Here is a 24,077-nt window from a genome sequence, read left to right as displayed (position 1 = left end):
GACTCAGCGGCCCAGTTCGTAGGCGAGGACCTCCGCGTCCTCGCTCGCCCTGGTGAACCCCGCGCGGGAGACCACCCCTTGGGAGGGGACGTTGGCCCGCTCGACCGTCGCGAAAAGGGTGTTCACGTCGTCCCGCGCCAGCGACCACCGCGCCAGCTCGCGCAGCGCCTCCGTCGCGTACCCCCTGCCGCGGGCCCCCTCCACGAGGTCGTAGCCGATCTCCACCCGGCCCTCCTCGTCGGGCGCGCCGTGGAAGCCCATGCCGCCGATCGCGAGGTCGTCCTCCCGGCGCACGAGCACGAACAGGCCGAACTCCGGCCGGTGCACGCCCGCTTCGTACGCCTTCAGCACCATCCCGGACGCCTCCCGCGTCCCCTGGAACGGCCCGCCCACGACCCAGTCGAACCCGCCGGAACCCCCCGCGGCCAGGTCGGCGGCGGCGGCCGGTGAGACGCCCTCCAGGGTGAGCCGGTCCGACTCGAGCACGAGGTTGTTGTTCCAGCGCCACGCGGTGACCGGGGCACGCCCGGGCAGGTCCCCGCGACCGGTGGCCCACAGCAGGGTGCGCCAGTGGTCGGGGCCGGGCTGGACGTGCGGGAAGATCCGCGTCAGGACGTACTCGGGGAGATGCGCGGGCGGCTCGTACGCCAGCCCCAGACCCTCCGCGATGTCGTGCGCGTGCAGCAGCACCTCGGCGATGCCCATCGCGGCGAAGCCCTCGCGCCCCGCGCTGCGGAAGGGGTAGGGGTGGAAGGCGCGGACCTCGCGCGGGGTGGTGCGCAGGGTGGTCGCGAAGAGCGCGCCGGTGGTCTCGATGACCTGGATGACGCCGGCGTTGTCGGTGCCCCCTTCGAGGATGATCTCGAAGGGCACGTAGGCGTCCTTCGCCCGGCCCGCCAGCTGCCCCGCGTACGCGATGAGATCCTCCGCGATGTGGGTCGCCGTCGTCCGGCAGCTCCACTCCACCCGGCCGGCCGGCACCCCCTCCCAGTCCCGGTCCACCACCGTCCGCAGCAGCGCCACGGCGCTCTCGACGGCCTCGGTCACGCGTTCCCCACCCATGTCAGTCATGCGGGCAGGCTAAGCGGCCGGACCCGTCAGGGCGACAGCATTTCCAGCTCGGCGGCGAGGTTGTAGCGGGCCGTGGCCTCCCACTCCGCCTGTCCGTACGGCGTCCTGAACAGCCGCGGCAGCTCCAGGAGTTGCCGCAGCACCGCGGCCCGGCCCTCGCGGAAGGCGTCGCTCGGCACGAAGCCGTACTCCTCGCGTACGGCGGCCGTGTAGGCGGCGTACGCCTTCGGCGGTGCCGCCAGGATCGCCAGGTCCGCGTCGCACAGCACCTGGCCGTCGCGGTCGCCGTCGGCCGGGTCGTGGGTGACGGTGAGCCGCACGAGCCGGGCGACCTCAGAGGTCCGCGCCTGCGGCAACCCGGCCTCGGACAGGGCGCGTTCGGCGATCCGGGCCGACCGCTCCTCGTTCTCCGAGCGCTCGGGCAGATACACCGCGTCGTGGAACCAGGCCGCGAGGCGGACCACGTCCGGGTCCTCGGCGTACTTCTCCAGTACGTCGACGTGGTCGAGGACCGCGGTGAGGTGCGCGAGCGTGTGGTACCGCCGCTGCGGCTCCTGCCAGCGGGCGAGGAGGTCGTCGGCGTACGCGGTGGCGTCGGGTCCGGTGGATCCGGCGCCCCTGGCTGCTTCCAGGGCGTGGACGAAACGGGTGCGCAGGGCGTCGAGATCGGCCATGGGCCCATTCTCCCCCGCCCGACCCCTGCGCGGCCGGGACGTCGGCCTCTAGCGTGTGGGGTCATGACTTCTGCTGACGTACGCGACCCCGAACTGCCCGGACTCCTCCTGACCACCGAGCGCGACGCGCTGATCCCGCTGCTGCGGTCCCGGCCCGACCAGGACTTCGCCCTGCCGACCGCCGGGTGTCCGGGCTGGACCGTACGGGAGGTCCTCGCGCACTGTTCGTCCGCGCTGATGCGGGTGGTGGAGAGCCGGTTCGAGAAGGGTGTGTTCTCGCCCGAGTGCAACGACCGGGACATCGCCGAGCGCGCCGACTGGACCAACGCGCGGATCGTCGACGAGCTGGAGCGCGGTATGACCGAGGCGGGCCCGGCGATCGCGAAGGCGGGCGGGGTGCTCGACCTGGTCGCCGTGGGCGAGTGGGTGCACGGCGGGGACGTACGGGACGTCCTCGGGGAGCCGGGCGCGTACGCCGGCCCCGGGCTGCCGCACGCCCTCGCGCTGCTCACCCGGATCACCCGCGAGCAGGGGCGGCTGCCGTTGCACGCCGACCTCGACGACGTGGACGAGCCGCTCACGCTGGGAGCGGTGTCGGGGGAGCGGACGCCGGCGCGGTTCATCGGGGACGCGGCCACGCTCGTACGGCTGTACGCGGGGCGGCCGGTGGAGGGGAGGACGTTCGAGCTGGCCGGGGCGGAGGCGGCGGAGCTGAACATCTTCGGCTGAGTTCACCCCCGGGCGGGGCCGATCTTGTCGCGGGCGCGGCGGCCGCGGGCGTAGTCTGAGATTGGACTAGACCTGTAGCCGCCGACGAATGGGGTCCCATGAGCAAGCGTGCAGTCCTGGAGGTGATCGCCCTCGACGTCGAGGACGCCGTCGCCGCCCAGGCCGGAGGCGCGGACCGCCTTGAGCTGGTCACCGACATGGCGGCCGACGGGCTGACCCCGCCGGCCGCCACGTTCGCCGGGATCCGCGGGGCCGTCGACATCGCGCTGCGGGTGATGCTGCGGCTCGCCGACGGCTTCGACGCGGGGGACGTCTCCCGGGTGGTCCGGGCCGCGCGCGAGCTGCGGGAGGCCGGGGCGCAGGAGTTCGTCCTCGGCTTCCTCGACGCCGACGGCGGTGTGGACCTGGGGGCCGTGGAGCGCGTGGTCGCCGAGCTGGACGGATGCCGCTGGACCTTCCACCGCGCCATCGACCACGCCACCGACCGGGACGCCCTGCGCAAACAGCTGGCGGACCTCCCCGGCCTGGACACCTACCTCACGGCCGGATCCGCGTCCGGCGTGGACACCGGCCTCCCCACGCTGCTCGCCGAGGCGCAGCGCCGCGGGGAGCCCGGATACGAGCAGCAGCTCCTGGTCGGCGGCGGCCTGACCCTCCACCACGTACCGACCCTCCGCACCGCCGGCATCGACGCCTTCCACATCGGCGGAGCAGCAAGACCACAAGGCTGGAACCACCCGGTGTCGACGAAGGCGGTGGCGGAATGGCGCAGGGCGCTGGACGGCGAGGTCGGCCAGGACCGCCTCTGAACGGGCGCTGCGGACACCCACCCAGGGACGCCGCGAACAGCTGAACAGGCGCTGCGGCACCCACCCAGAGATGCCGCGCACTGTTGAACGAACGCCGCCGACACCCGCCCAGGGGCGCGGGGAACTGCGCGACAAGCCCCCACGCACCCGCACCCGGCAACGCACGCTGGCGGCTCGGCCCAGGGGCGCCGCGAACAGCTGAACAGGCGCTGCGGCTCCCACCCAGGGGCGCGGGGAACTGCGCGACAAGCCCCCACGCACCCGCACCCGGCGACGCACCCCGAGAGGCCCCCGCTACCCCGTGATCACCCCGCGAGCTCCCGCGGCAGCGGCCCCGCATGGGTCACGATCAACCCCGACACCGCTCGCGTGAGCCCGACGTACAGGCGCCGCAGACCCGTGCGCTCATCGGGCTCACCGTCCACCACCGCCTGCGGCTCGTCCAGGACCACGTAGTCGTACTCCAGACCCTTGGCGAGGGACGCGGGGACCAGGGTCAGGCGGGTCTCCTCGGTCGTCTCCTCACCCGGCGCCAGATATCCGATACCCGCCGCCGCCAGCGCCTCCGCCAGCACCGGAATCCGGGCATCCGCCGCGATCAGCCCCGTCGAGCCCTCGTTGGCCAGCAACTCCTCGCAGGCGGCGACGACTTCCGCCGTGTCGCCGATCTCACGCACCTCGAAGAACCCCGGGTTCTCCCGCACCGACGCCACCGGAGTCAGCCCCGGCGCGATGTGCGGCAGCAGCCGGGAGGCGTACGTGATGACATCCGTCGGCACCCGGAATCCGGCCGTCAGCTCCTCGATGACCCCGTCCGCCTTCCCCAGATGCGCGAGCGCCTCGTCCCAACTCCGGGTCGCCCAGGGCGTGGTGCCCTGCGCGAGATCGCCGAGAACCGTCGCGGAACCGGTGGTGCAGCGGCGGCCGACCGCCCGGTACTGCATCGGGGAGAGGTCCTGCGCCTCGTCCAGCACCACATGGCCGAGCGAGTGCGTGCGCTCGACGACGTCCGTCGCCTCGTCGATCAGCACCGCGTCCGCGGCCGACCACTTGGCCGCCTTCACGGACCGGGCGGGCTTCGCCGCGAGGATCGTCTTCTGCTCGTCCTCGTCGAGCACCCCGTCCGCGTGCACGGCGAGGAAGTCCGCGTCCGTCAGCAGCCGCAGCACCAGCCTGGCCGGGTCGACGGGCGGCCAGATCTCCTTCACGGCCGCCTTCACCGCGCTGTTGCGGGCCACCGCGTCCTGCACCCGGTCGTCCGGGGCCTCCCCGGAACGCTCCATCTGCACCAGCACGGCGTGCGCGATGCGCTGCGGGAGGGCGTCGCGGGCGGCGCCGTAGCGGATGTCGCGGTCCAGCAACTCACGGACGATGTCCTCGAGTTCGTACGCCGGGACCCGCCACCGCCGCGACCCGCGCACGACGACGACCGGCTCGGTGGGCAGGGTGACATGCGCGTACACGGCCCGCCGGAGCACTTCCGCCATCCGGGCGTCGCCCTTGATGACCGCCGCGGCCGCGTCGTCGGTGCCCCGCACCTCGACCTTTCCGGCGACCAGGTCGTCGACGGTGGCCTGCTTGACCGCCAGCTCGCCGAGCGCCGGCAGGACCTGCTCGATGTAGTGCAGGAAGGACCGGTTCGGCCCGATGACGAGGGTGCCGGTACGGGCCAGCCGCTCGCGATGGGCGTAGAGGAGATAGGCGACCCGGTGCAGTCCGACGGCGGTCTTCCCGGTCCCCGGACCTCCCTGCACGCACACGGTCCCGCCGAGCCCGGACCGCACGATCTCGTCCTGCTCGGGCTGGATCGTGGCGACGATGTCGCGCATGGGGCCGACGCGGGGCCGCTCGATCTCCTGCTGGAGGAGCTTGCTGGTGGTGGCCGCCTCGGCGGGGTCGGAGAGGTGCTCGTCCTCGTACGCGGTGATGTCCCCGCGGGTGTACCCGAAGCGTCGGCGCAGCGCGATGTCCATCGGGTCCTTCTTGGACGCCCGGTAGAACGGCTGCGAGACCGGCGCCCGCCAGTCGATCACCATGGGGTCGCCGCCCTGGTCGTGCACATGGCGGCGCCCGATGTAGAAGCGCTCACCCTCCGCGCCCTCGGCCAGATCGACACCGGGCGCGTGCAGATAGTCGAGGCGGCCGAAGAACAGGGGGGTGTCACTGAGATCGGCCAGCGCCTTGATGCGCTCCCCGATCTGGCGCTCCAGGATCTGGGCGTTGACCCAGTTCGCGGTCACGTCGCTGATGTCGAGGGACTCGGCGTCCTCACGCATGGCGCGCAGGGCGGCCCGGGACCGGGCGAGATGGGAGCGTTCGCGGCCGAGGGGGTCGTCGACGGGCGTGGACAAGGGGGTGCCTCCGAAGGTGCTGCGGGCTGGGATGCTGCGGCATGCCGACCGGTTTCCGTCCGGTCGGCGGCACTCCGGGTGGGAGGCGGGCAAGAGCGGGGATTCTAGAGGGACGGCGGGTGCGAGGGCCAACCGTTTTCCGCGCCCTCGGTCCGTGCCCTCTGTCCGTGCCCCTGTCCGCGCCCCCTAGGGGATCGCCCCTCGGTCCGCTGGGGGAGACTCCACCCCCAGGGTGTACCCAGGTAGCACGGGAAGTGGGGACTTGGGGCCGATGCCCTCCTTATGCCCCGCGAGCCACCATGGGGACATGAGTGCAGCGACCTTCACCCCGGCCCCCGGTCGCCCTTCCGGAGCGACCTCCCTTTCCGACGGCCACGCCGGCCACCGCCTCGGCAACGCCCTGCGCGCGATCCGCGTCTTCGCGGGCGCCGCCTTCGACGTGGTCGTACTCGGCGAGTACGCCGAGGACGCGGGCGTCCGCCGCAGGTAGGACGCCCGGCGTCCGTCAGCCCTCGGTGCCCTTGTCGCCCGCCAGCAGCTCGTCCGCGTCCACGATCCGGTAGGCGTACCCCTGCTCGGCCAGGAACCGCTGCCGGTGCGCCGCGAAGTCCTGGTCGATGGTGTCCCGGGCGACGACGGAGTAGAAGTGCGCCTGGTGGCCGTCCGCCTTCGGCCGCAGCACCCGGCCCAGCCGCTGTGCCTCCTCCTGCCGCGACCCGAAGGTGCCCGACACCTGGATGGCGACCGTCGCCTCCGGCAGGTCGATCGAGAAGTTCGCGACCTTCGACACCACCAGCACGCTGATCTCGCCCTGCCGGAAGGAGTCGAAGAGCTTCTCGCGCTGGGCGTTGGAGGTCTCGCCCTTGATGACGGGCGCGTTCAGATGCTCGCCGAGCTCGTCGAGCTGGTCGATGTACTGGCCGATCACCAGGGTCTGCTGTCCCGCGAAGCGCTTGACCAGCGCCTCCGTGACCTTCCGCTTCGTCGCGGTCGTCGCACAGAAGCGGTACTTCTCCTCCTGCTCGGCGGTGGCGTACGCGAGCCGCTCGGAGTCGGTGAGATTGACCCGGACCTCGACACAGTCGGCGGGCGCGATGTACCCCTGCGCCTCGATCTCCTTCCAGGGCGCGTCGAAGCGCTTGGGCCCGATGAGCGAGAAGACGTCCGACTCCCGCCCGTCCTCCCGCACCAGCGTCGCGGTCAGCCCGAGCCGCCGCCGCGCCTGCAGATCCGCCGTGAACTTGAAGACGGGAGCCGGCAGCAGATGCACCTCGTCGTAGAGGATCAGCCCCCAGTCCCGGGAGTCGAAGAGCTCCAGATGCGGATAGACACCCTTCCGTCTGGTGGTGAGCACCTGGTACGTGGCGATGGTGACGGGCCGGATCTCCTTGCGCGTCCCGCTGTACTCGCCGATCTCCTCCTCGGTCAGCGAGGTCCGCTTCACCAGCTCGTGCTTCCACTGCCGGGCCGAGACGGTGTTGGTGACGAGGATGAGGGTGGTGGACTTCGCCTGCGCCATGGCCCCGGCACCGACCAGAGTCTTGCCCGCGCCACAGGGCAGGACGACGACCCCGCTGCCGCCGTGCCAGAAGTTCTCCACGGCCTGCTTCTGATAGGGCCGCAGCGCCCATCCGTCCTCGTCCAGCTCGATCGGGTGCGCCTCGCCGTCGACGTACCCCGCGAGGTCCTCGGCCGGCCAGCCCAGCTTCAGCAGGGTCTGCTTGATCTGCCCGCGCTCCGAGGGGTGCACGGCGACGGTGTCGGGGTCGAGCCGGGCACCGACGAGCGGAGCGATCCGCTTCGAGCGCAGGATCTCCTCCAGCACCGGCCGGTCGGTGGTCGTGAGCACCAGCCCGTGCGCGGGGTGCTTGCTGAGCGTCAGCCGCCCGTACCGGTCCATGGTCTCGGCGACGTCGACGAGCAGCGCGTGCGGCACCGGATACCGGCTGTACTGCACCAGGGCGTCGACGACCTGCTCGGCGTCATGCCCGGCGGCCCGGGCGTTCCACAGCCCCAGCGGCGTCACCCGGTAGGTGTGGATGTGCTCCGGCGCCCGCTCCAGCTCCGCGAACGGCGCGATGGCCCGACGGCACTCGTCGGCCTGCTCGTGGTCGACCTCCAGGAGCAGAGTCTTGTCGGACTGGACGATCAGCGGTCCGTTCACCTACGCACTTCCCTTCGGCACGGCCAAACCTCCAGTGTGCCGTACCGCGCGCCGATGCGACGGGCCCGTCCTGGGCAACCCTGCGCCACCGTCGGCCGTCTGACCGGGCGAGCAGCGCACCGGGCGCGATGTGCGGAGGGTGGGGGCATGACGGGGTTGTCGGTGCGCGGCTGGGCGACCGGGGTGGGGGCCGTGCTGGTGCTGGTGGGCACGGGCACCTGGGTGATGTGGCCGCCGGGGGTGGACGGGCGGCTGTGGGGCGAGGTGCGGCCGGTGATCGAGGCGCGGCTCGCGGCGGACTCGCGGGGGAGCGGGTACGGGGAGACGGTGCCGGGGATCGGGGCGCGGTGGTTCTGCCGGGCGGAGGCCCTCGAACTGGCCGAGCACGACGGGCGGGTGCGGGCGGGCGTCAACACCCTGTGCATGGAGTACGGGGCGCGCGACCAGGTGCTGCTGGAGTGCGGTGGCGGGCGGTACCCGCAGGTGGTGCGGCTGGAACGGGGCCCGGACGACGGCTACCGGGTCGTCTCCCGGGAGGAGCCGCCGGACGGCGCCGGCAACGCGGAGTGGACGAAGACCCACTTCGGTTTCTTCGCCGAGTCCGAGACGGAGGACCCCATGTCGTCAGCGGGCCTGGAGGCGGAGGCCCGCACGTACTTCGGCCTCCCGGAGGACGCCCCGATCGGCGACTGCTGAGGTCGGCTGTTTGTCCGCGGCGCCGTCGTGGCTGGTCGCGCCCACGCGGCGGAGCCGCAAATCGATACAGCCCCGCCCCTGGAGGAGCGGCCGCGCCGCCTTCCATGGCTAGTCGTCCGCCAGTTCCGCCACCCCCGTGATCCGGTGCAACGGATACGTCCGTACCTCGTCCGCCGTGTGGTCGTACGCCGTCACGAAGCCGCCCTCGACGCGGATCGGGGCGATGACACGCTGGCTGGCGGAGCCCTCCGCGTTGACGTAGCCGATCCACAGGGCCTCGTTGGTGAGGACGGCGGCCTGCACGGTGGCGAGGGTCTCGGCGGCGCTGGTGCGGGGGAGCTCGCCGGTGGTGCCGTGGTCGGGGCTCTCCTTGCGCGGGGTCGTGGAGGCCAGATCGCCCGCGCGGATCGCGCGGATCGCCGCCGACAGGAGGGTGGCGTCCGGCACCGGCGGGCCGTCCGGGACCGGTTCCGGCGCGGTGCGCGGTGGGGTGCGGTGGGCGTGGGCGCGGGCGATGAGGACGTCGCCCTCGGCGGACTCGGCGGCCGGCGCGAAGCCCATCTGACGCAGCCCCTCCAGGAGCACGGTCGGCTCGGCCTGGGCGGCCAGGACCGTGGGGGCCAGCCGGCGCAGTCCCAGGCCGGCGGCGCGCTTGTCGGCGACGATCTCGTTCAGCAGGGCGTCGTCGTCGCAGCGGACATAGGCCGAGGCCGCGCCGACGCGCAGGTGGCCGTGTCTGCGGGCCACGTCGTCGATCAGATACGTCAGCGGCTGCGGGACCGGGGTGCGGGAGTGCGCGGCGAGGAACGCGTGCAGGTCGGAGGCGGCTTGCCCGGCGTCCAGCGCCCGGCGTACTGAGCCCGGTGTGAACCGGTACACCGTCGCCCCGCCCTTCGACTCCACGTCCGCCAGCACGTCGAGCACGTCCGCCAGGTGGCGCTGCAACGGGCCCGGGGCCACCGCGGTGAGGTCGGCCTGGAGCAGGACATGGTCCAGGGGCTCGGGCAGCAGCGGGGCGAGGATCCGGGCGGCCGCGGCTGAGGCCACGGCCTGCTCGGTCGGGGAGAGGGGCTCCGCCGGGGGCGCGGTGTGGTGGTGGACGGGCAGTTTGTCGCCGGGGCCCGACGGCTCCGTGCGGGGCGTCCGCGCCGGTGCCGCCCCCCACAGGGCCCGGCCCTGGGCCGACAGCGCTCCGCGTCCCGTGACTCCCAGCAGTTCCGCCTCGCTCAGCGTCCACTCGGTGAGCCGTGAGCGCAGGTCGTCGTCGCGCTGGGGGCCTCGCAGCGGCCGTTCCCAGCGCAGCCGCGCCTGCACGGACTCCACGGACGGCGAGGCACCCTCCGGGAGACCTGCCAGCAGGGTCAGCACCCGGTGCCGTACCTCCGGGGCGGCGCTGCGGTCCAGGCCTGGGCCCAGCGCGGACAGGGTGCGGTCCTTCGCGTCCCGGCCGCCGACCAGGCCGGCCGTCCGGGTCGCCGTCAGCCAGGCCTCCGCGAGCCGCACCCAGCGTTCGGCCGAGGGCCGCTCCAGCCACTCGTCGTAGGCCGGGGTCGCCGCGTACCGCTCGTCGGCCTCGCCGTCGGAGGCGATCAGACCGGCCGCGTAGGCGAGCTCGACCCAGAACGCGGCGACCGGCTCGGACACGTCCAGGGCGACGGCGGTCCGCTTGAGGTCGCGGACGCTCAGACCGCCGGCCCGCAGCACCACCGGGCCGCCCTCGTCCCAGTCCTTCAGCAGCTCCTCCACCGTCGCCAGCGCGGTGTACGCCTGTCCGGCCGCTGTCGCGTCCACCACCTGTGGACGGTGCGTGGCGACCGGCTCGACGGCCGGCGGCAGCGGTTCGGTGATCCGGTGCGCGAGCCCGCCGCGCAGATGCAGGGCCACCTCCCGCGGCAGTACGACCGTCCCGGGCGCCGTCGGCAGCAGCAGCCCCACGTCGAGGAGGCGCCGCAGCCGGACCGCGGGATCCGCCGTGACCTGCCCGTACGGCGGCCCCCACACCAGGCGCCGCAGTACCTCCAGGGACTCCTCCGGCAGGCCGGCGAGCAGCGCCGCCATCCGCTCGCGGTCGGTGAACAGCCCGCTCAGCGCGGCGACGGCGGTCACCGAGTCGTGCGTCGAGGGCAGCCCGGCCGCGGCCACGATCTCCTGGATCCGGCCCGGCGACATCCCCGCCGTGGCCTCCTGCACCGTCGGCCCGAGCCCCGTCGGCGACGGATGCTGCGGCGAGGGCGCCAGCAGCTCCCGCGCGGTCCGCACCAGCCGCAGCCGCTCGTCCTCGCCCCACACCAGCGCCTGCTCCCGCAGGGTCCCGAGGGCACGCGGCAGCGCTCCGGCGACGGCGGGCGCCCCGGCGTCCCCCGCCAGCAGCCCCAGCAACTCCGCGTACGACGCCGGTTCCCCCGCCACGGCCAGCGCCTCCGCGGTCTGCAACGCGAACCGGTCCAGGCGCTCCAGAGCACGCACGACCGAGGCACGGGTGCCCGCCCTCGTGGCGAGCTGGGTGAGGTCGGTGGGGACGGGCGTGATGAGATCGGGGCGGGCACGCAGGAGCGCGCCCAGTGAGGCGTCGTCCCGGACGCGGAGAGCCTCTGCGAGGGAGCGGGGCGGTGTGGCCGAGGTGCTCATCCGACCCACGTTAGCGGGTGGCCGCGACGGCGAGGTGCGGGTCCGTGGGTCGGGAGCCGGCCGACGGCACGACCGCGCGTGGCTACGTCGGTCGCATCCCGCGCGATACGGTCATCCCCGGGGATTCAACGCGCCGCCCCCCGGAGGGACTTCGTGGGTATCGAGAGCGACCAGGTCGTCTACGAGTATCTGAGCCGCGTCGGGGACGTGGCCCAGCAGCGGCAGTTGCCGTCCGGCACCCGGATGCGCCTGGTCTCGGAGCTGCGCAACGAGATCGACCGGCGCCGGGCGAAGGTCCCCGTGGACAGTCCCGCGGCCGTGCGCCGGATCATCGCCCGTCTCGGCAGCCCCGACGACGTCGTCACCGCGGCCGGGGGTACCTCCTCCGGGGGAGACGCGACCGGCACCGGTGCCGTACCGCAGGCCCGGACCGCCCCGGCCCCCACCGCCGTACCCGCGCAGCGGGACCGGGACACCGGCACCCCCCGTCCCAAGGGGTTGCGCCGTATCGTCCCCGTGCCGAAGCCGCGGCCCGCCGAGACGGTGGACGAGGCACCCGCGCCGCCCCACCTCGCCAGCGAGGCCGAGATCGGGAACAGCGCGCTCCAGCCGGACTGGTGGCGCACGGACAGCACCCCGTTCGGGGTCGGGGAGAGCCTCCCGGCGGGGTTCGTCGGCGGTGTGGAGATCCCGGAGCTGCTCAAGCCCCCGCCGCGCGAGCAGGAGCCGAAGCCGGTCGTCGAGAAGGCGCCGGAAGCCGGGCCCGCGACCGAGGCCGCCGTCGACGAGGTTCCCGTCACGCGCCGCCGCCGGCTGCCCTCCCTCCCCAAGGGCAAGTGGACCAACCCCCTCCTGCTGATCGCCGCGGGCCTCCTCGTCGTGGGGTCGGTCCTCGGCAACCTCGTCGTCCTTCTCCTCGGCTGGCTCATCGCCTACGCCTCACGGCGGTTGACCGAGGCGGAGACCAAGTGGGCGGTGATGTTCCTGCCCGGCCTGGCGCTCACCGCTGGGATCGTGTGGCTGTGGGGGCGCTCCGAGGGCCGCTGGGGCGACCCCATCGTCAAGGGGCACATGAGCGACGCGATCGCCGACACCTGGCCGTGGGTGATCAGGGGCGCGGCCGTCGCGTCGGCCCTCTTCCTGGTCTGGCGATCCCAGAGGCAGCGGTAGGACGGTCGTACCGGCTGGGCACAATGGCCCATATGGCCACTGCACCCGTCTCCGCCCCGACCGTCGGCTTCGACCTCGACATGACCCTCATAGACTCCCGCCCCGGCATCCGCGCCTGCTACCTGGAGCTGTCCGAACGGACCGGGACGTACATCGACGCCGACCTCGCGGTCACCCGGCTCGGGCCGCCGCTGGCGGAGGAGCTGGCCCACTGGTTCCCGGCGGACGCGATCCCGGCCATGGCCGACCTGTACCGGTCGCTGTACCCGGCCATCGCGATCACCGCGTCGCCCGCCCTGGCCGGCGCTCGTGAGGCGATCGCCGCGGTGCGGGCGGCCGGTGGGCGGGCGATCGTCGTGACCGCGAAGTACGAGCCCAGTGCCAAGCTGCACGTGGAGCACCTCGGCCTCGCCCCCGACGCGGTGATCGGCGATCTGTGGGCCGAGCAGAAGGCGGTGGCGCTGCGCGAGCACGGCGCGAGCGTCTACGTCGGCGACCACCTCGGGGACGTCCGCGGCGCCCGGACCGCCGGGGCGCTCTCGGTCGCGGTGGCCACCGGCCCGTGCAGCGCGGCGGAGTTGACCGCGGCCGGTGCGGACGTGGTCCTCGCCGACCTCACCGGGTTCCCCAGCTGGCTCGCCGGCTACCGTCCGGCCCGCGCCTGACGCCGCCCCGCCGCGATCGACTGGAGCACGCCCGCGCCGGCGAGCAGGAAACCGACGCCCATCAGCATGCTCAGTCCGAACATGTACGTCGGAAAGGGCGTTGTTCCGAGGAGCAGCGGGGCCACGGTGACGAGAGTGGCCACCGTACCGATGAAGAACACGATGGCTCCGGCACGGATCAGTCGGTCACCGGGCGCGGCGGAATTCGTTTGGGTTTTGTCACGCACCGGACCAGGGTAGTTCCCTGCCCGGAGGAACAACCGGGCGACGTCTTGTCACCGGCCTGAAGACCATTAGCCTTGGTACCGGCGGGTCCCGACGACCCGCCCCAGTGCTATCAAGAGCCGTTTCAGAAGCAGTTTTCCGACGAGTACGAGGACGAGGAACAGACGTGCCTACCGGCAAGGTCAAGTGGTTCAACAGCGAGAAGGGCTTCGGCTTTCTCTCCCGCGACGACGGCGGTGACGTCTTCGTCCATTCCTCGGTCCTCCCCGCCGGAGTCGAGGCCCTGAAGCCGGGCCAGCGAGTGGAGTTCGGGGTCGTCGCCGGGCAGCGCGGTGACCAGGCCCTTTCCGTAGTCGTCCTCGATCCGACCCCGTCGGTCGCGGCGGCGACCCGTAAGAAGCCGGACGAGCTGGCCTCGATCGTCCAGGATCTGACGACCCTTCTCGAGAACATCACCCCGATGCTCGAAAGGGGCCGTTACCCCGACAAGGCCGCCGGCGGGAAGATCGCGGGCCTGCTGCGGGCGGTCGCCGACCAGCTCGACGTATAGAACTGCTGGATTTCTAAGGGAAAGCCAGTGCATTCGGGCCGAGGGGCGGCACCAGCCCCTCGGCCGCCGCACGTGTGAGGAGCCCCCGCACCGCCGCATAGCCGTCGACACCGAGATCATGGGTGAACTCGTTGACGTACAGCCCGATGTGCTGGTCGGCGACGGCGGGATCCATCTCCTGGGCGTGCTCCATGACGTACGGGCGGGAGATCTCGGGGTCGTCCCAGGCGGCGAGCACCGAGGTACGGATGGAATCGGCCAGGTTCGTCAGCGTTTCCGCGCCCAGCGACCGCTTGGCGATGATGGCGCCCAGCGGGATCGGCAGCCCGGTGGTGTTCTCCCAGTGCTCGCCCATGTCCGCGAGCTTGTGCAGCCCGTAGTTCTGGTACGTGAAGCGCGCCTCGTGGATGACGAGCCCCGCGTCGACCTTCCCGTCCCGCACGGCGGGCATGATCTCGTGGAACGGCATGACGACGATCTCGCCGACACCGCCGGGGATCGTGTCCGCGGCCCACAGCCGGAACAGCAGATACGCCGTGGAGCGCTCGCTGGGCACGGCGACGGTACGGCCCGTCAGATCCCCCGGCCCACGGGTGAGCACCAGCGGCCCGCAGCCCCGCCCCAGCGCGCCGCCGCACGGCAGCAGCGCGTACTCGTCGAGGACGTACGGCAGTACGGCGTAGGACACCTTCAGCACGTCGAACTCACCGCGCTCGGCCATGCCGTTGGTGAGGTCGATGTCCGCGAACGTCACGTCGAGCGCGGGCGCGCCGGGGACGCGGCCGTGGGCGAGGGCGTCGAAGACGAAGGTGTCGTTGGGGCAGGGGGAGTACGCGATCTGCATCGGGTCACCGGTCATGTCGGTTCCAACTCTCCAGTACGGGCGCGAGCTTCCCGAAGGCGTCGGTCAGTGCGGCGAGGGCGTCCGGGATCCGCCAGGCGGCACGGTCGCGGGGCCCGACCGGATTGGACACGGCCCGCACCTCCAGCACCGGCACCCCGTGCAGGGCGGCGGCCTCGGCGACCCCGAACCCCTCCATGGCCTCGGCGAGGGCGGTGGGGTGCCGCTCGCGGAGCGCGGCCGCGCGGGCGGCGGTGCCGGTCACGGTGGAGACGGTGAGCACGGCGCCGCGGCGGGCTCCGGTGGCGGCCACGGCGTCCCGTACGAGTGCTTCCGGGGGACGGTGGGTGACGGTCCCGAACCCCAGCTCGGTCACCGGGACAAAGCCCTCGGCGGTCTCGGCGCCCAGATCGGCCGCGGTGATCTCGTCGGCGACGACGAGAGAGCCCACGGGGGCCTCGGGTGGGAAACCGCCGGCGATCCCGGCGGAGACGACGAGGCCGTAGGGGGTGCCTGCCAGCGCGGTGGCCGTGGCGGCGGCGGCGCGGGCGGGACCGACCCCGACGGCGACGACGTCGACCGGCGCCCCGTCAAACGCCCGGGCCACCGCGTCCCGTTCGACCGGGACCGCGGTGGCCACGAGGATGCGCATCGACGTCGTGGCGCTTACGCGTTGTCGTTGACGAGCTTGAAGTTCCAGACGCCCTTGAAGTCCTTGCTGGCTCCCGCGGACCCGGGCTTGTCCTGCTGGACGACGCTGATGTAGAGCTGCTTCGGCGCGGCCTGACCCTGCTGGCTGGCGAAGAGGTCGACGCCCTGGAAGGAGTAGTACGTCGACGTGTAGACGTCGGTGACCTGCTGGCCGTTGATCCACAGCGCCCAGCCGGTGTCCGCGATCTCCGGGTCGACGCCGATGCGCAGGGTCTCGCTCTGCGGGACGTCGATCGAGTCGGACGCCTTCTTCAGGGCGCACTTGGTGGCCTTCTCCTGGCCCAGGTTGTCGCCGTCGTCCCAGCACTCGGCCTCGGCGCTGACCGAGTTCTTGCCGACCGTGACGGTGGCGCGCGGCGTCGGCTTGTCGCACGCCGACAGGACGAGCAGTCCGGCGGAAACGGCGCCGGCGGCGGCGACAACGCGGCGGCGTCGCACAGCGGATTGCATCGTGGTCATGGCGGAAGGCTATAGGGCGGTGCCAGCCGTCCCGTTACGCGGGGTGCGGCGTGCCGTGCGTTAGGCCACGCGCGCGCGGGGAGAGCTGCCGTGGCGGGCCGAGCGCAGCAGGCCCTTCACCGTCGCCAGCCAGCCCACGGCGACGATCGCGGCGGCCACCGACAGGCCCAGGGAGCCGTTGAGGGGCATCACGATGCCGACGGCGCCGCCGAACACCCAGGACACCTGGAGCAGGGTCTCCGAGCGCGCGAAGGCCGATGTACGGACCTGCTCGGGCACGTCCCGCTGGATCAGCGCGTCCAGGCACAGCTTGGACAGCGCCTGCGCGAACCCGGCGACCGCGGCGAGGACCGCGACCAGGAACGCCCCGAAGAAGATCGCGGCGGTGATCGCGATGCCCAGGACGAACGCGACGACCGTCACGATGATGATCTCCGGAGCCCGCTGGCGCAGCGCCGCCCCCACCGCCGTGCCCAGCGCGTTGCCCACACCGGCCGAGACGACCACGATGCCCAGCGACACCGCGGCGCTCTCCCCGGACAGCGGATGCTCGCGCAGCAGGAACGCCAGGAAGAAGGTCAGGAACCCGGACAGGAAGCGCAGACCGGCGTTGGCGCCCAGGGCGTGGGTGACGGCGATGCCGACCGTGCGCAGCCCGGGACGCTTGACCGGCTGCCGGTGCGGCCCGTGGAGGTGGTCCTCGTCGGCGGCGAGCAGGGCGATGTCCTCGCCTTTGGCCGAGTCGACCTTCGGCGGCAGGGTGAAGGACAGGAACGTCCCCGCGATGAAGATCACGAAGGCGCCGTAGAGAGGCCAGCGCGGGCCCAGCGACTGCAGTCCCGCGGCGACCGGCGCGGCGATGCCGGTCGCGAGGAGCCCGCCGAGGGTGACCCGGGAATTGGCCTTCACCAGGGAGAAGCCGGGTGGCAGGAGGCGGGGCACCACGGCACTTCTGACCACGCCGTACGCCTTGGAGGACACGAGGACGCCGAGCGCCGCCGGATACATCTCGATGCTGCCGGTGACCACCGCCCCGGACAGCACCAGCGCCAGCAGGGCCCGGGCGAGCATCGCGCCCGCCATCGCGGCACGGCGGCCGTGCGGCAGGCGGTCCAGGAGCGGGCCGATCACCGGGGCGAGGACCGTGAAGGGGGCCATGGTGATCGCGAGGTAGAGCGCGACACGCCCGCGGGCCTCGTCCGTGGGAACCGAGAAGAAGACCGTGGAGGCGAGCGCGACCGTGATCATCACATCACCCGCGCCGTTCACACCGTGCAGCTCGATCAGCTTGCCCAGACCGGACTCCCCGGCCCCGTGGGCGTGCGTGGCCTTGCGGATGCCCCGGGCGGGTCCGGTGACCGGGAAGTGCAGGGCACGTCCGACCGAGCGGAAGGAGCCGCGCACCCGGCCCGTGCCGTTGCGTCGGCTGCTCCCCTTGATCCCTTTGGCCCCACCGATGCCGGTGGCTCCTTGGGGTGTCTTCGCGGCTGCCACGACGTCATAGTGCCCCGACTGAGGCGTTCGTAGTGCGGTTACCGCGCGTATGGCCGTGCATTCACGGACTTGCCGTGGCCATACCGAGACCGGTGCGGGGGTGCCAAACGTCCCGTCGGTGTAGGCCGAGCGCACGCGAGCAGGTAGCGTGCGTATCTCAGCCATCTTGCACAATGGATGGCACAGGTGCGCCCGAGCGTGAGCGGGCGCGGACGTTGACGCGGTCCCCGGGTCCGCTCCGTCCGCCACCCTCGCCCCCGGCGTACGCACCTACAGTGACGGCGTAGGAGAGAAGCGATACCTGTGAGCGCAGCGACCACGCGAAGCCGCACCCCCGACCGCCTGTGCGCCGAGGCCGTCGACCTCGCACGCACCGCAGCCGAGGAGGCGGCGGCGCCAGGCGTCGTCGGTGAGCACGCCGGACTCGAATCCGAGGGCGACCGTGTCGTCACGCACTTCTTCGAGTGCAAGGAACTCGGCTACCGGGGCTGGCGCTGGGCCGTCACGGTGGCGCGGGCATCCCGCGCGAAGATCGTGACGCTCGACGAAGTCGTCCTGTTGCCGGGCCCGGACGCCCTGCTGGCCCCCGAGTGGGTGCCGTGGAGCGAGCGCCTGCGCCCGGGCGACATGGGCCCCGGCGACCTGCTCCCCACCGACGCCGAGGACCTCCGTCTGGAACCCGGCTACTCCGGCGAGGACGAGCCGGTCCCGAGTTCCGCCGTCTCCGAGGAGATGGCCGAGCTGGTGGAGGCGGAGGACGCGGAGATCACGGCCGGCACGCCGTCGAGCCTCCCCATGGCGCCGACCCGGGGTTCGATCGCCTCGGTCGCCGAGGAACTGGGCATGCGCCGGGCCCGGGTCCTGTCCCGCTACGGCCTGCACATCGCCGCGGACCGCTGGGACGAGTCCTACGGCGCCAAGACCCCGATGGCACAGGCGGCCCCCGCGACCTGCGTCAGCTGCGGCTTCCTCCAGCCGATCGGCGGCTCCCTCGGCCAGGCCTTCGGCGTCTGCGCCAACGAGTTCGCCCCGGCGGACGGCCGCGTGGTCTCCCTGTCGTACGGCTGTGGCGGCCACTCCGAGGCGGCGATCATGCCGAAGCCTCCGCGCCCGGCGGCCCCGGTGATCGACGAGACCAAGGTCGACCCCTTCCCCCTGCGCCCGGCACCGGACTCCGGCTCGGTCCCGGCGATCCCGGACGAGGAATCGGCGGAACTGGGCCACTCCTAGGCACCCGGGAACAAGCCTGTCGCCGCCCCGAACCCGGCGGAGGCTTCACCTCTCAGGCGCCGGTCCGCATTTTCCAGCCCGCCCGGCTTCGAGGACGGGATCCCACCGCCCCGAGCTCCAGCCCATCCGGAGCTTGAGGGCGGGACCCCGCTGGGGCTGCGCTTCTCGATGCCGGTCCGGGCAGTTTCAGTCCGTCCGGTGTTCGAGGGCGGGGGTTTTCCGTCCCAAGCCCCCACTCACCCGCTGAGGGCTGCGGCTCTCGACGCCGGTCGGGGTATTTCAGCCCGTCCGGCGTTTGAGGACGAGGCCCTTTCGGGGCCGACGGCGGGGGTCTGGGGGCGCAGCCCCCAGGGATGGGACGGGTAGGGGCGGCGGGGGCGAGACCGTGTTCGGCAGTGGCTCCGCCGTGGGCCGGCGGTCGTCCCGGCCACACATGGACTCCCCGATCTACGATCCCCTCTCCTCGCGGTACCTTCGACCCCACGCCGACGAGGAGAGTGTTGAACGTGAGCAAGTTCGTGCGGCCCGCAGCCGAGGGAGCCGACCCGTTCGGGACCGCCCGTCTCAGGCGGGGGGTGCTCGACGCGTGGGCGACCAGCCCCGCCCGGTTCCGTGAGGACGCCAACGCCGAGGAGGACCTCGCCCTCGGCGGCTACCGTGACCGACTGGTCGTCGAGCTCGCCCAGAACGCCGCCGACGCCGCCGCCAGAGCCGGCGTGCCCGGCCGCCTCCGGCTCACCCTCCGCGACGGCGTCCTCGTCGCCGCCAACACCGGCGCCCCCCTGGACGCGACCGGCGTCGAGTCCCTCTCCACCCTGCGGGCCTCCGCGAAACGCGACACCGCCGCCATCGGCCGCTTCGGCGTCGGCTTCGCCGCCGTCCTCGCCGTCACCGACGAGCCCGCGGTCGTCGGCCGCCACGGCGGCGTCCGCTGGTCCCTCGCCGAGGGCCGGGAGCGGGCCGCCGACGTCGCCCGCCACAGCCCGGGCCTGGGCGACGAGATGCGCCGGCGTGACGGTCACATCCCGCTCCTGCGTCTCCCGTTCGCCGCCGAGGGCACCGCCCCGGACCCGTACGACACGGCCGTCATCCTGCCGCTGCGCGACCCGGCCGCCGGCGACCTCGCCGAGCGCCTCCTGAACGCCGTCGACGACGCCCTGCTCCTCGCCCTCCCCGGGCTGGAGGAGGTGGTGATCGAGACGGACACCACCCGGACCCTGCGCCGCCGCACCGAGGACGCCTTCACCGTCGTGGAGGACTCGCGGGAGGGCGTGACCCGGTGGCGGGTCGCCGCCTCGAACGGGCCGCTGACCGCCGACCTCCTCGCCGACCGTCCCGTCGAGGAGCGGCTGCGGCCGCACTGGTCGGTCACCTGGGCCGTCCCCGCCGACGCCGACGGCACCCCGGCCCGCCCCCGCACCACCCCCGTCGTGCACGCCCCCACGCCCAGCGACGAGCCGCTCGGTGTGCCCGCGCTGCTCATCGCCTCCTTCCCGCTGGACCCCACCCGCCGGCACGCGGCGCCCGGTCCGCTGACCGACTTCGTGGTGCAGCGCGCGGCGGACGCGTACGTCGAACTGCTCGCCGCGTGGCGGCCGGTGACCGCCGGCATCATCGACCTCGTGCCCGGCCCGCTCGGCAAGGGCGAGCTGGACGGGGCCCTGCGGCAGGCGATCCTGGAGCGGCTGCCCCGGACCGCCTTCCTGCCGCCGGCCCTGCCCCCCGAGCAGGACGACGACCTGCCCGAGGCCCTGCGCCCCAGGGACGCGGAGGTGGTGGAGGGCGCCGGTGCCGAGACTGTGCGCGTCCTCGCCGAGGTCCTCCCCACGCTCCTCCCCGCCGGTCTCGAACGCCGGGTCGAACTGCGCACGCTCGGTGTCGCGCGGCTCCCGCTCACCGACGCCGTCGACCGGCTGGCCGGGCTGGAGAAGGAGCCGGGCTGGTGGCGCAGCCTGTACGACAGCCTCGCGGGGGTGGACCCGGACCGGCTGTCGGGCCTTCCCGTCCCGCTCGCCGACGGCCGTACGACCATCGGACCCCGGCAGGTCCTCCTCCCCACCGCCGACAGCGCCGTCATCGACCCGGAGGTGCTCGCCCGGCTCGGCCTCAAGGTCGCCCACCCGGACGCCGCGCACCCCCTGCTGGAGAAGCTCGGCGCGCTTCCCGCCTCCCCGCGTGCGGTGCTGACCACCCCGCAGGTGCGGGCCGCGGTCGCCGCGTCACTGGACGACGACGGCGGAGTGTGGGAGGAGGACACCCTGGACGCGGAGGAGCTGGCGGACACCGTCCTCGCCCTCGTCCGCGACGCGGGCCTGGAGCCCGGCGACGAGCCCTGGCTCGGTGCGCTCGCCCTGCCCGACGAGGACGGCGAACCGGCGCCCGCCGGTGAACTCGTCCTCCCCGGCAGCCCGTTCGCGCAGATCATGCGCGAGGGCGAACTGGCCACCGTGGACGCCGAGCTGGCCGAGCGCTGGGGTGAACAGCCGCTGGCCGCCTGTGGCGTGCTCGCCACCTTCGCGCTGGTCCGCGCCACCGACGTGGTCCTGGACCCGGACGAACTGGAGCCGCGCGACGGGGACTTCGCCGAGCCGGACGACCCGGGCCTGCTGGACGCCGTGGACGTGTGGAGCGAGGACATCCTCGACCGCTTCCCCGACTCGCCGGTCCCGCCGGTCGCCACCGAACTGATCGCCGTACGCGATCTGGACCTGGTGGACGAGGAGTGCTGGCCGCAGGCGCTCGCCCTGCTGGCCCGGCCGCCGCTGCGGGACGCGCTCACCCAGCCGGTGCGGATCCTGCTGCCGGACGGCACCCATGAAGTCGTACGGCCCTACACCGCGTGGTGGCTGCGGGGGCACCCGGTGCTCGACGGCCGCCGCCCGGCCGGTCTGCTCGCGGCCGGCGGGGACCCGCTGCTGCGGGGCCTGTACGAGGAGGCGGACGCGGCCGGCTTCGACGACGAGCAGGTGCTGCGGGCGCTCGGCGTGCGGACGTCGGTGGCCGCGCTGCTGGAGGAGCCGGGCGGGGCGGCGGAGCTGCTCGACCGCCTCGCCGACCCCTCGCGGGAGGTGACGGGGACCCAGCTGCACGCCCTCTACGGCGCGTTGGCCGACCTGGACCCCGAGCAGGTGACCCTGCCCGACGAGCTGCGGGCCGTCGTCGACGGGCGGGTCGAGGTGGTGGAGGCGGCCGACGCCGTGGTCGTCGACTCGCCCGACCTGCTGCCGTTCACCGCGGGCATGCCGCTGCTGCCGGTGCGCCCGGCGCGCGCCGCCGAGCTGGCGGAACTGTTCCAGGTGCGGCGGCTGAGCGAGTCGGTCACCGGGTCGGTGGACTCCGAGGGCGCCGAACACGACGTACCGGAGCCGGTGCGGGTGCTGCTCGGGTCGCGGACGCCGACGACGTACGTCGAGCACGAGGAACTCGTCGTGGACGGGGTGGAGTTGGACTGGCGGCTGACCAACGACGGTGTCCTGCACGCCTCGACGCTGGAAGGCGTGGCCGCCGGTCTCGCCTGGGCGGCCGGGCAGTGGCCGCGTCGTTTCGAGGTCGCGGCGCTGCTGGAAGACCCGTCACGGACAGCGGAGTTGGCGCGCGACCGGTGGTTCGACTGATCTGTGCGGGTGATCTTTGAAAAGCTCGCACAAATTTCTCACCACCCGTACAACCATTCACTCCCGTCACGAATCTGATCACATGAGTCAACAGACTCCTTGATCACTTGGGCCCCGGCGTGTAGGCGATCGCCGTGGGGGACGACGACCGTCGGGGCCCTTTCTCCACACGGGGATCGCATGCGTATACGAGCCATCGGGGCTGCCGTCACCGGCGCCCTGGCCCTGTCCGCCTTCGCTGTGCCTGCCGCGCAGGCGGACGGCAGCCAGGGTGACATCAAGATCACCAAGGTCGTCGTCGACGGCGACAACAAGGTGTCCGTCGGCACCTCGGCCGCGAAGACCATCAAGGTCAGCGTGACGGCCACGGACAACTCGGGCATCGCCGGCGCCGAGGAGTTCGCGCTGGAAGGTCCCAGCACCGGCTTCCTCACGACCGGCAAGCCGACCTGCACGGCCGTCAGCGCCACCACGTCGACCTGCACCGCGTCGGTGACGGTGGACCCGCAGACGGACTACCTCAGCAACGCCAGCGCCGGCACGTGGTACGTCAACGCGTGGATCGACGCCAACGACGACGACTACATCTGGAAGGAGAAGGCCGCGTCCTTCAAGTTCCAGCGTGCGGCCAAGCTCACGGCGAACGCCTCGCCGGAGCCGGTGAAGAAGGGCAAGACCATCACGGTCACCGGCAAGTTGACCCGGGCCGACTGGGAGGCCTACCCGCTTCCCAAGTACGTCAACTACACGAGCCAGTCGGTGAAGCTGCAGTTCCGCAAGAAGAGCTCCAGCACGTACACCACGCTCAAGACCATCAAGTCGAACGCGTCGGGCAACCTGAGCACCACGGTCACGGCGTCGGTCGACGGCTACTACCGCTACTCCTTCGCGGGCACGACGACCACCGTGGCGGTCAACGCCACCGGTGACCTCGTCGACGTGAAGTAACCGCAGCGGTCCCCGCACCACCCCACCCGGTCCCGGCCTGTCCGGGGCCTGGTACCTCCCACATTCTCTTCCTTGAGGAAACACATGCGTATTCGCGCCACCGTGGCCGCCGTCTCCGGCGCCCTGGCCCTGTCCGCCCTCGCTGTTCCGGCCGCGCAGGCGGACACGTCCCGGACCTCCGACGCCTCCGACGTCCACGCCGTCGCCCAGGCCGCCTCGGGCAGGTCCACGTTCGCCGCCGCCGTGGACGGCACTCCCTACGCCCTCGACGCCTCCTTCTCCAACGTGAAGGTCAACAAGGGCAAGAACATCGTCGTCGGCACCACCAGCGTCGTGAAGGTGCCGGTCTCCTTCACGCTGACCCACGGCGCGGACGTCGACATCCACGCTCCGGACTTCTTCGCCGGCGTCGAGATCTACAAGGGCGAGGACTTCTACACGTCCGAGTTCTGGTACGACAGCGCCAACGCGACCTGCACGGACTCCTCCGCCACCGTCGCCGCCTGCACGGCCACCCTCGCCGTCGACCCGGCCCCGGGCGACCCGGAGTGGACCCTGCTGAACTCGGACGCCGGCACCTGGAAGGCGGCCGCCTTCGCGGTCGCGTTCAACGGCGAGGACCCGGAGAACCCGAACCTGGACAACGTCGGTGTCGCCGTGGCCGACAAGGCCGCCGCCCCCAAGGTGCAGCGCCTGTCCAAGCTGACGGTCAACGCCTCGCCGGAGCCGGTGAAGAAGGGCAAGACCATCACGGTCACCGGCAAGCTCTCCCGTGCCAACTGGGACACCGACAAGTACGCCGGCTACAGCGGCCAGTCGGTGAAGCTGCAGTTCCGTAAGAAGAGCTCCAGCACCTACACCACGGTCAAGACCATCAAGACCAACTCGACCGGCAACCTCAGCACCACGGTCAAGGCCTCGGCCGACGGCTACTTCCGCTACTCCTTCGCGGGCACCACGACCACCCCGGCCGTCAGCGCCACGGGTGACTTCGTCGACGTGAAGTAAGCAGAACCCCTGCGCACGCCGGTCCCGGAAGCCGTCCGGG

General features: G+C 72.8%; 21 protein-coding genes. 11 read left to right on the top strand and 10 right to left on the bottom strand.

Annotated features, from left to right (window positions below):
• Positions 1–3 precede the first annotated feature (3 nt).
• Complete coding sequence (locus OG381_RS22095; protein ID WP_327717811.1) at positions 4–1,071, bottom strand: GNAT family N-acetyltransferase; 1,068 nt, start codon at positions 1,069–1,071, stop codon at positions 4–6.
• A gap of 26 nt (positions 1,072–1,097) precedes the next feature.
• A complete protein-coding gene (locus OG381_RS22090; RefSeq protein WP_327717810.1) occupies positions 1,098–1,745 on the bottom strand; it encodes an HD domain-containing protein in 648 nt (215 codons plus the stop codon).
• Between the two features lie 63 nt (positions 1,746–1,808).
• On the opposite strand from OG381_RS22090, the gene OG381_RS22085 reads away from it, so the two are divergent.
• A complete protein-coding gene (locus tag OG381_RS22085; protein ID WP_327717809.1) occupies positions 1,809–2,474 on the top strand; it encodes a maleylpyruvate isomerase family mycothiol-dependent enzyme in 666 nt (221 codons plus the stop codon).
• Between the two features lie 98 nt (positions 2,475–2,572).
• The gene (locus OG381_RS22080; protein WP_327717808.1) at positions 2,573–3,283 is read left to right on the top strand and encodes a copper homeostasis protein CutC; all 711 of its coding nucleotides are present in this window, start codon (positions 2,573–2,575) and stop codon (positions 3,281–3,283) included.
• A 305-nt stretch (positions 3,284–3,588) separates the two neighbouring features.
• On the opposite strand, the gene OG381_RS22075 is transcribed toward OG381_RS22080, so the two are convergent.
• The gene (locus OG381_RS22075) at positions 3,589–5,634 is read right to left on the bottom strand and encodes a HelD family protein (RefSeq protein ID WP_327717807.1); all 2,046 of its coding nucleotides are present in this window, start codon (positions 5,632–5,634) and stop codon (positions 3,589–3,591) included.
• Between the two features lie 307 nt (positions 5,635–5,941).
• On the opposite strand from OG381_RS22075, the gene OG381_RS22070 reads away from it, so the two are divergent.
• Complete coding sequence (locus OG381_RS22070) at positions 5,942–6,124, top strand: hypothetical protein (RefSeq protein ID WP_327717806.1); 183 nt, start codon at positions 5,942–5,944, stop codon at positions 6,122–6,124.
• Between the two features lie 15 nt (positions 6,125–6,139).
• On the opposite strand, the gene OG381_RS22065 is transcribed toward OG381_RS22070, so the two are convergent.
• The gene (locus tag OG381_RS22065) at positions 6,140–7,798 is read right to left on the bottom strand and encodes a DNA repair helicase XPB (protein ID WP_327717805.1); all 1,659 of its coding nucleotides are present in this window, start codon (positions 7,796–7,798) and stop codon (positions 6,140–6,142) included.
• Between the two features lie 147 nt (positions 7,799–7,945).
• On the opposite strand from OG381_RS22065, the gene OG381_RS22060 reads away from it, so the two are divergent.
• A complete protein-coding gene (locus OG381_RS22060; RefSeq protein WP_327717804.1) occupies positions 7,946–8,494 on the top strand; it encodes a hypothetical protein in 549 nt (182 codons plus the stop codon).
• A gap of 108 nt (positions 8,495–8,602) precedes the next feature.
• Here OG381_RS22060 and OG381_RS22055 read toward each other — a convergent pair whose 3' ends face one another.
• A complete protein-coding gene (locus OG381_RS22055; protein WP_327717803.1) occupies positions 8,603–11,122 on the bottom strand; it encodes a helicase C-terminal domain-containing protein in 2,520 nt (839 codons plus the stop codon).
• Between the two features lie 153 nt (positions 11,123–11,275).
• Between OG381_RS22055 and OG381_RS22050 the strand changes: the two genes are divergently transcribed.
• Both OG381_RS22050 and OG381_RS22045 read left to right on the top strand, forming a co-directional pair.
• Entirely contained in the window at positions 11,276–12,292 is a 1,017-nt protein-coding gene (locus OG381_RS22050) for a hypothetical protein (RefSeq protein WP_327717802.1), read from the top strand.
• Positions 12,293–12,315: 23 nt separating this feature from the next.
• Positions 12,316–12,957, top strand: a complete 642-nt coding sequence (locus OG381_RS22045; protein ID WP_327717801.1) for an HAD family hydrolase — start codon at positions 12,316–12,318, stop codon at positions 12,955–12,957.
• Here OG381_RS22045 and OG381_RS22040 read toward each other — a convergent pair.
• Entirely contained in the window at positions 12,936–13,184 is a 249-nt protein-coding gene (locus tag OG381_RS22040) for a hypothetical protein (RefSeq protein ID WP_307029191.1), read from the bottom strand. The genes OG381_RS22045 and OG381_RS22040 overlap by 22 nt on opposite strands.
• Before the next feature lie 164 nt (positions 13,185–13,348).
• On the opposite strand from OG381_RS22040, the gene OG381_RS22035 reads away from it, so the two are divergent.
• On the top strand, positions 13,349–13,732 hold the full coding sequence (locus OG381_RS22035) for a cold-shock protein (protein WP_046259101.1): 384 nt from the start codon (positions 13,349–13,351) through the stop codon (positions 13,730–13,732).
• A gap of 13 nt (positions 13,733–13,745) precedes the next feature.
• Here the strand turns inward: OG381_RS22035 and OG381_RS22030 are convergent, their stop codons facing one another.
• From OG381_RS22030 to OG381_RS22015, 4 genes are read right to left on the bottom strand one after another with little or no spacing between them, the layout of a single operon-like run.
• Positions 13,746–14,591 (bottom strand): 1,4-dihydroxy-6-naphthoate synthase, encoded by an 846-nt coding sequence (locus OG381_RS22030; protein WP_327717800.1) that lies wholly within the window; start codon positions 14,589–14,591, stop codon positions 13,746–13,748.
• Positions 14,581–15,225 carry a futalosine hydrolase gene (locus tag OG381_RS22025; RefSeq protein ID WP_327717799.1) on the bottom strand — a complete coding sequence of 215 codons (645 nt, stop codon included), beginning with the start codon at positions 15,223–15,225 and terminating at the stop codon, positions 14,581–14,583. The genes OG381_RS22030 and OG381_RS22025 overlap by 11 nt, the downstream gene beginning before the upstream one ends.
• Before the next feature lie 14 nt (positions 15,226–15,239).
• A complete protein-coding gene (locus OG381_RS22020; RefSeq protein ID WP_327717798.1) occupies positions 15,240–15,743 on the bottom strand; it encodes a hypothetical protein in 504 nt (167 codons plus the stop codon).
• Between the two features lie 60 nt (positions 15,744–15,803).
• A complete protein-coding gene (locus OG381_RS22015) occupies positions 15,804–17,237 on the bottom strand; it encodes an MFS transporter (RefSeq protein WP_327717797.1) in 1,434 nt (477 codons plus the stop codon).
• A 303-nt stretch (positions 17,238–17,540) separates the two neighbouring features.
• Between OG381_RS22015 and OG381_RS22010 the strand changes: the two genes are divergently transcribed.
• The 4 genes from OG381_RS22010 to OG381_RS21995 all read left to right on the top strand — a co-directional run bounded on the left by OG381_RS22010 (position 17,541) and on the right by OG381_RS21995 (position 24,037).
• Positions 17,541–18,467 carry a DUF3027 domain-containing protein gene (locus tag OG381_RS22010; RefSeq protein ID WP_327717796.1) on the top strand — a complete coding sequence of 309 codons (927 nt, stop codon included), beginning with the start codon at positions 17,541–17,543 and terminating at the stop codon, positions 18,465–18,467.
• Between the two features lie 506 nt (positions 18,468–18,973).
• Positions 18,974–22,081: a sacsin N-terminal ATP-binding-like domain-containing protein gene (locus OG381_RS22005; protein WP_327717794.1), complete on the top strand. Its 3,108-nt coding sequence runs from the start codon at positions 18,974–18,976 to the stop codon at positions 22,079–22,081.
• 180 nt (positions 22,082–22,261) lie between these two features.
• Entirely contained in the window at positions 22,262–23,029 is a 768-nt protein-coding gene (locus tag OG381_RS22000; protein ID WP_327717793.1) for a calcium-binding protein, read from the top strand.
• Between the two features lie 84 nt (positions 23,030–23,113).
• The gene (locus OG381_RS21995; protein ID WP_327717792.1) at positions 23,114–24,037 is read left to right on the top strand and encodes a hypothetical protein; all 924 of its coding nucleotides are present in this window, start codon (positions 23,114–23,116) and stop codon (positions 24,035–24,037) included.
• Positions 24,038–24,077: the final 40 nt, after the last annotated feature.

Origin of the sequence: Streptomyces sp. NBC_00490, from assembly GCF_036013645.1 — a bacterium.
GTDB lineage: Bacteria > Actinomycetota > Actinomycetes > Streptomycetales > Streptomycetaceae > Streptomyces > Streptomyces canus_F.
This window is presented reverse-complemented; position numbering and strand designations above follow the sequence as displayed.

Excerpts from the sequence above, each read along its gene's own strand:
- OG381_RS22095 (WP_327717811.1), bottom strand. The coding sequence starts at position 1,071 with ATGACTGACATGGGTGGGGAACGCGTGACCGAGGCCGTCGAGAGCGCC.
- OG381_RS22090 (WP_327717810.1), bottom strand. The coding sequence starts at position 1,745 with ATGGCCGATCTCGACGCCCTGCGCACCCGTTTCGTCCACGCCCTGGAA.
- OG381_RS22085 (WP_327717809.1), top strand. The coding sequence starts at position 1,809 with ATGACTTCTGCTGACGTACGCGACCCCGAACTGCCCGGACTCCTCCTG.
- OG381_RS22080 (WP_327717808.1), top strand. The coding sequence starts at position 2,573 with ATGAGCAAGCGTGCAGTCCTGGAGGTGATCGCCCTCGACGTCGAGGAC.
- OG381_RS22070 (WP_327717806.1), top strand. The coding sequence starts at position 5,942 with ATGAGTGCAGCGACCTTCACCCCGGCCCCCGGTCGCCCTTCCGGAGCG.
- OG381_RS22060 (WP_327717804.1), top strand. The coding sequence starts at position 7,946 with ATGACGGGGTTGTCGGTGCGCGGCTGGGCGACCGGGGTGGGGGCCGTG.
- OG381_RS22055 (WP_327717803.1), bottom strand. The coding sequence starts at position 11,122 with ATGAGCACCTCGGCCACACCGCCCCGCTCCCTCGCAGAGGCTCTCCGC.
- OG381_RS22045 (WP_327717801.1), top strand. The coding sequence starts at position 12,316 with ATGGCCCATATGGCCACTGCACCCGTCTCCGCCCCGACCGTCGGCTTC.
- OG381_RS22030 (WP_327717800.1), bottom strand. The coding sequence starts at position 14,591 with ATGACCGGTGACCCGATGCAGATCGCGTACTCCCCCTGCCCCAACGAC.
- OG381_RS22025 (WP_327717799.1), bottom strand. The coding sequence starts at position 15,225 with ATGCGCATCCTCGTGGCCACCGCGGTCCCGGTCGAACGGGACGCGGTG.
- OG381_RS22020 (WP_327717798.1), bottom strand. The coding sequence starts at position 15,743 with ATGACCACGATGCAATCCGCTGTGCGACGCCGCCGCGTTGTCGCCGCC.
- OG381_RS22000 (WP_327717793.1), top strand. The coding sequence starts at position 22,262 with ATGCGTATACGAGCCATCGGGGCTGCCGTCACCGGCGCCCTGGCCCTG.
- OG381_RS21995 (WP_327717792.1), top strand. The coding sequence starts at position 23,114 with ATGCGTATTCGCGCCACCGTGGCCGCCGTCTCCGGCGCCCTGGCCCTG.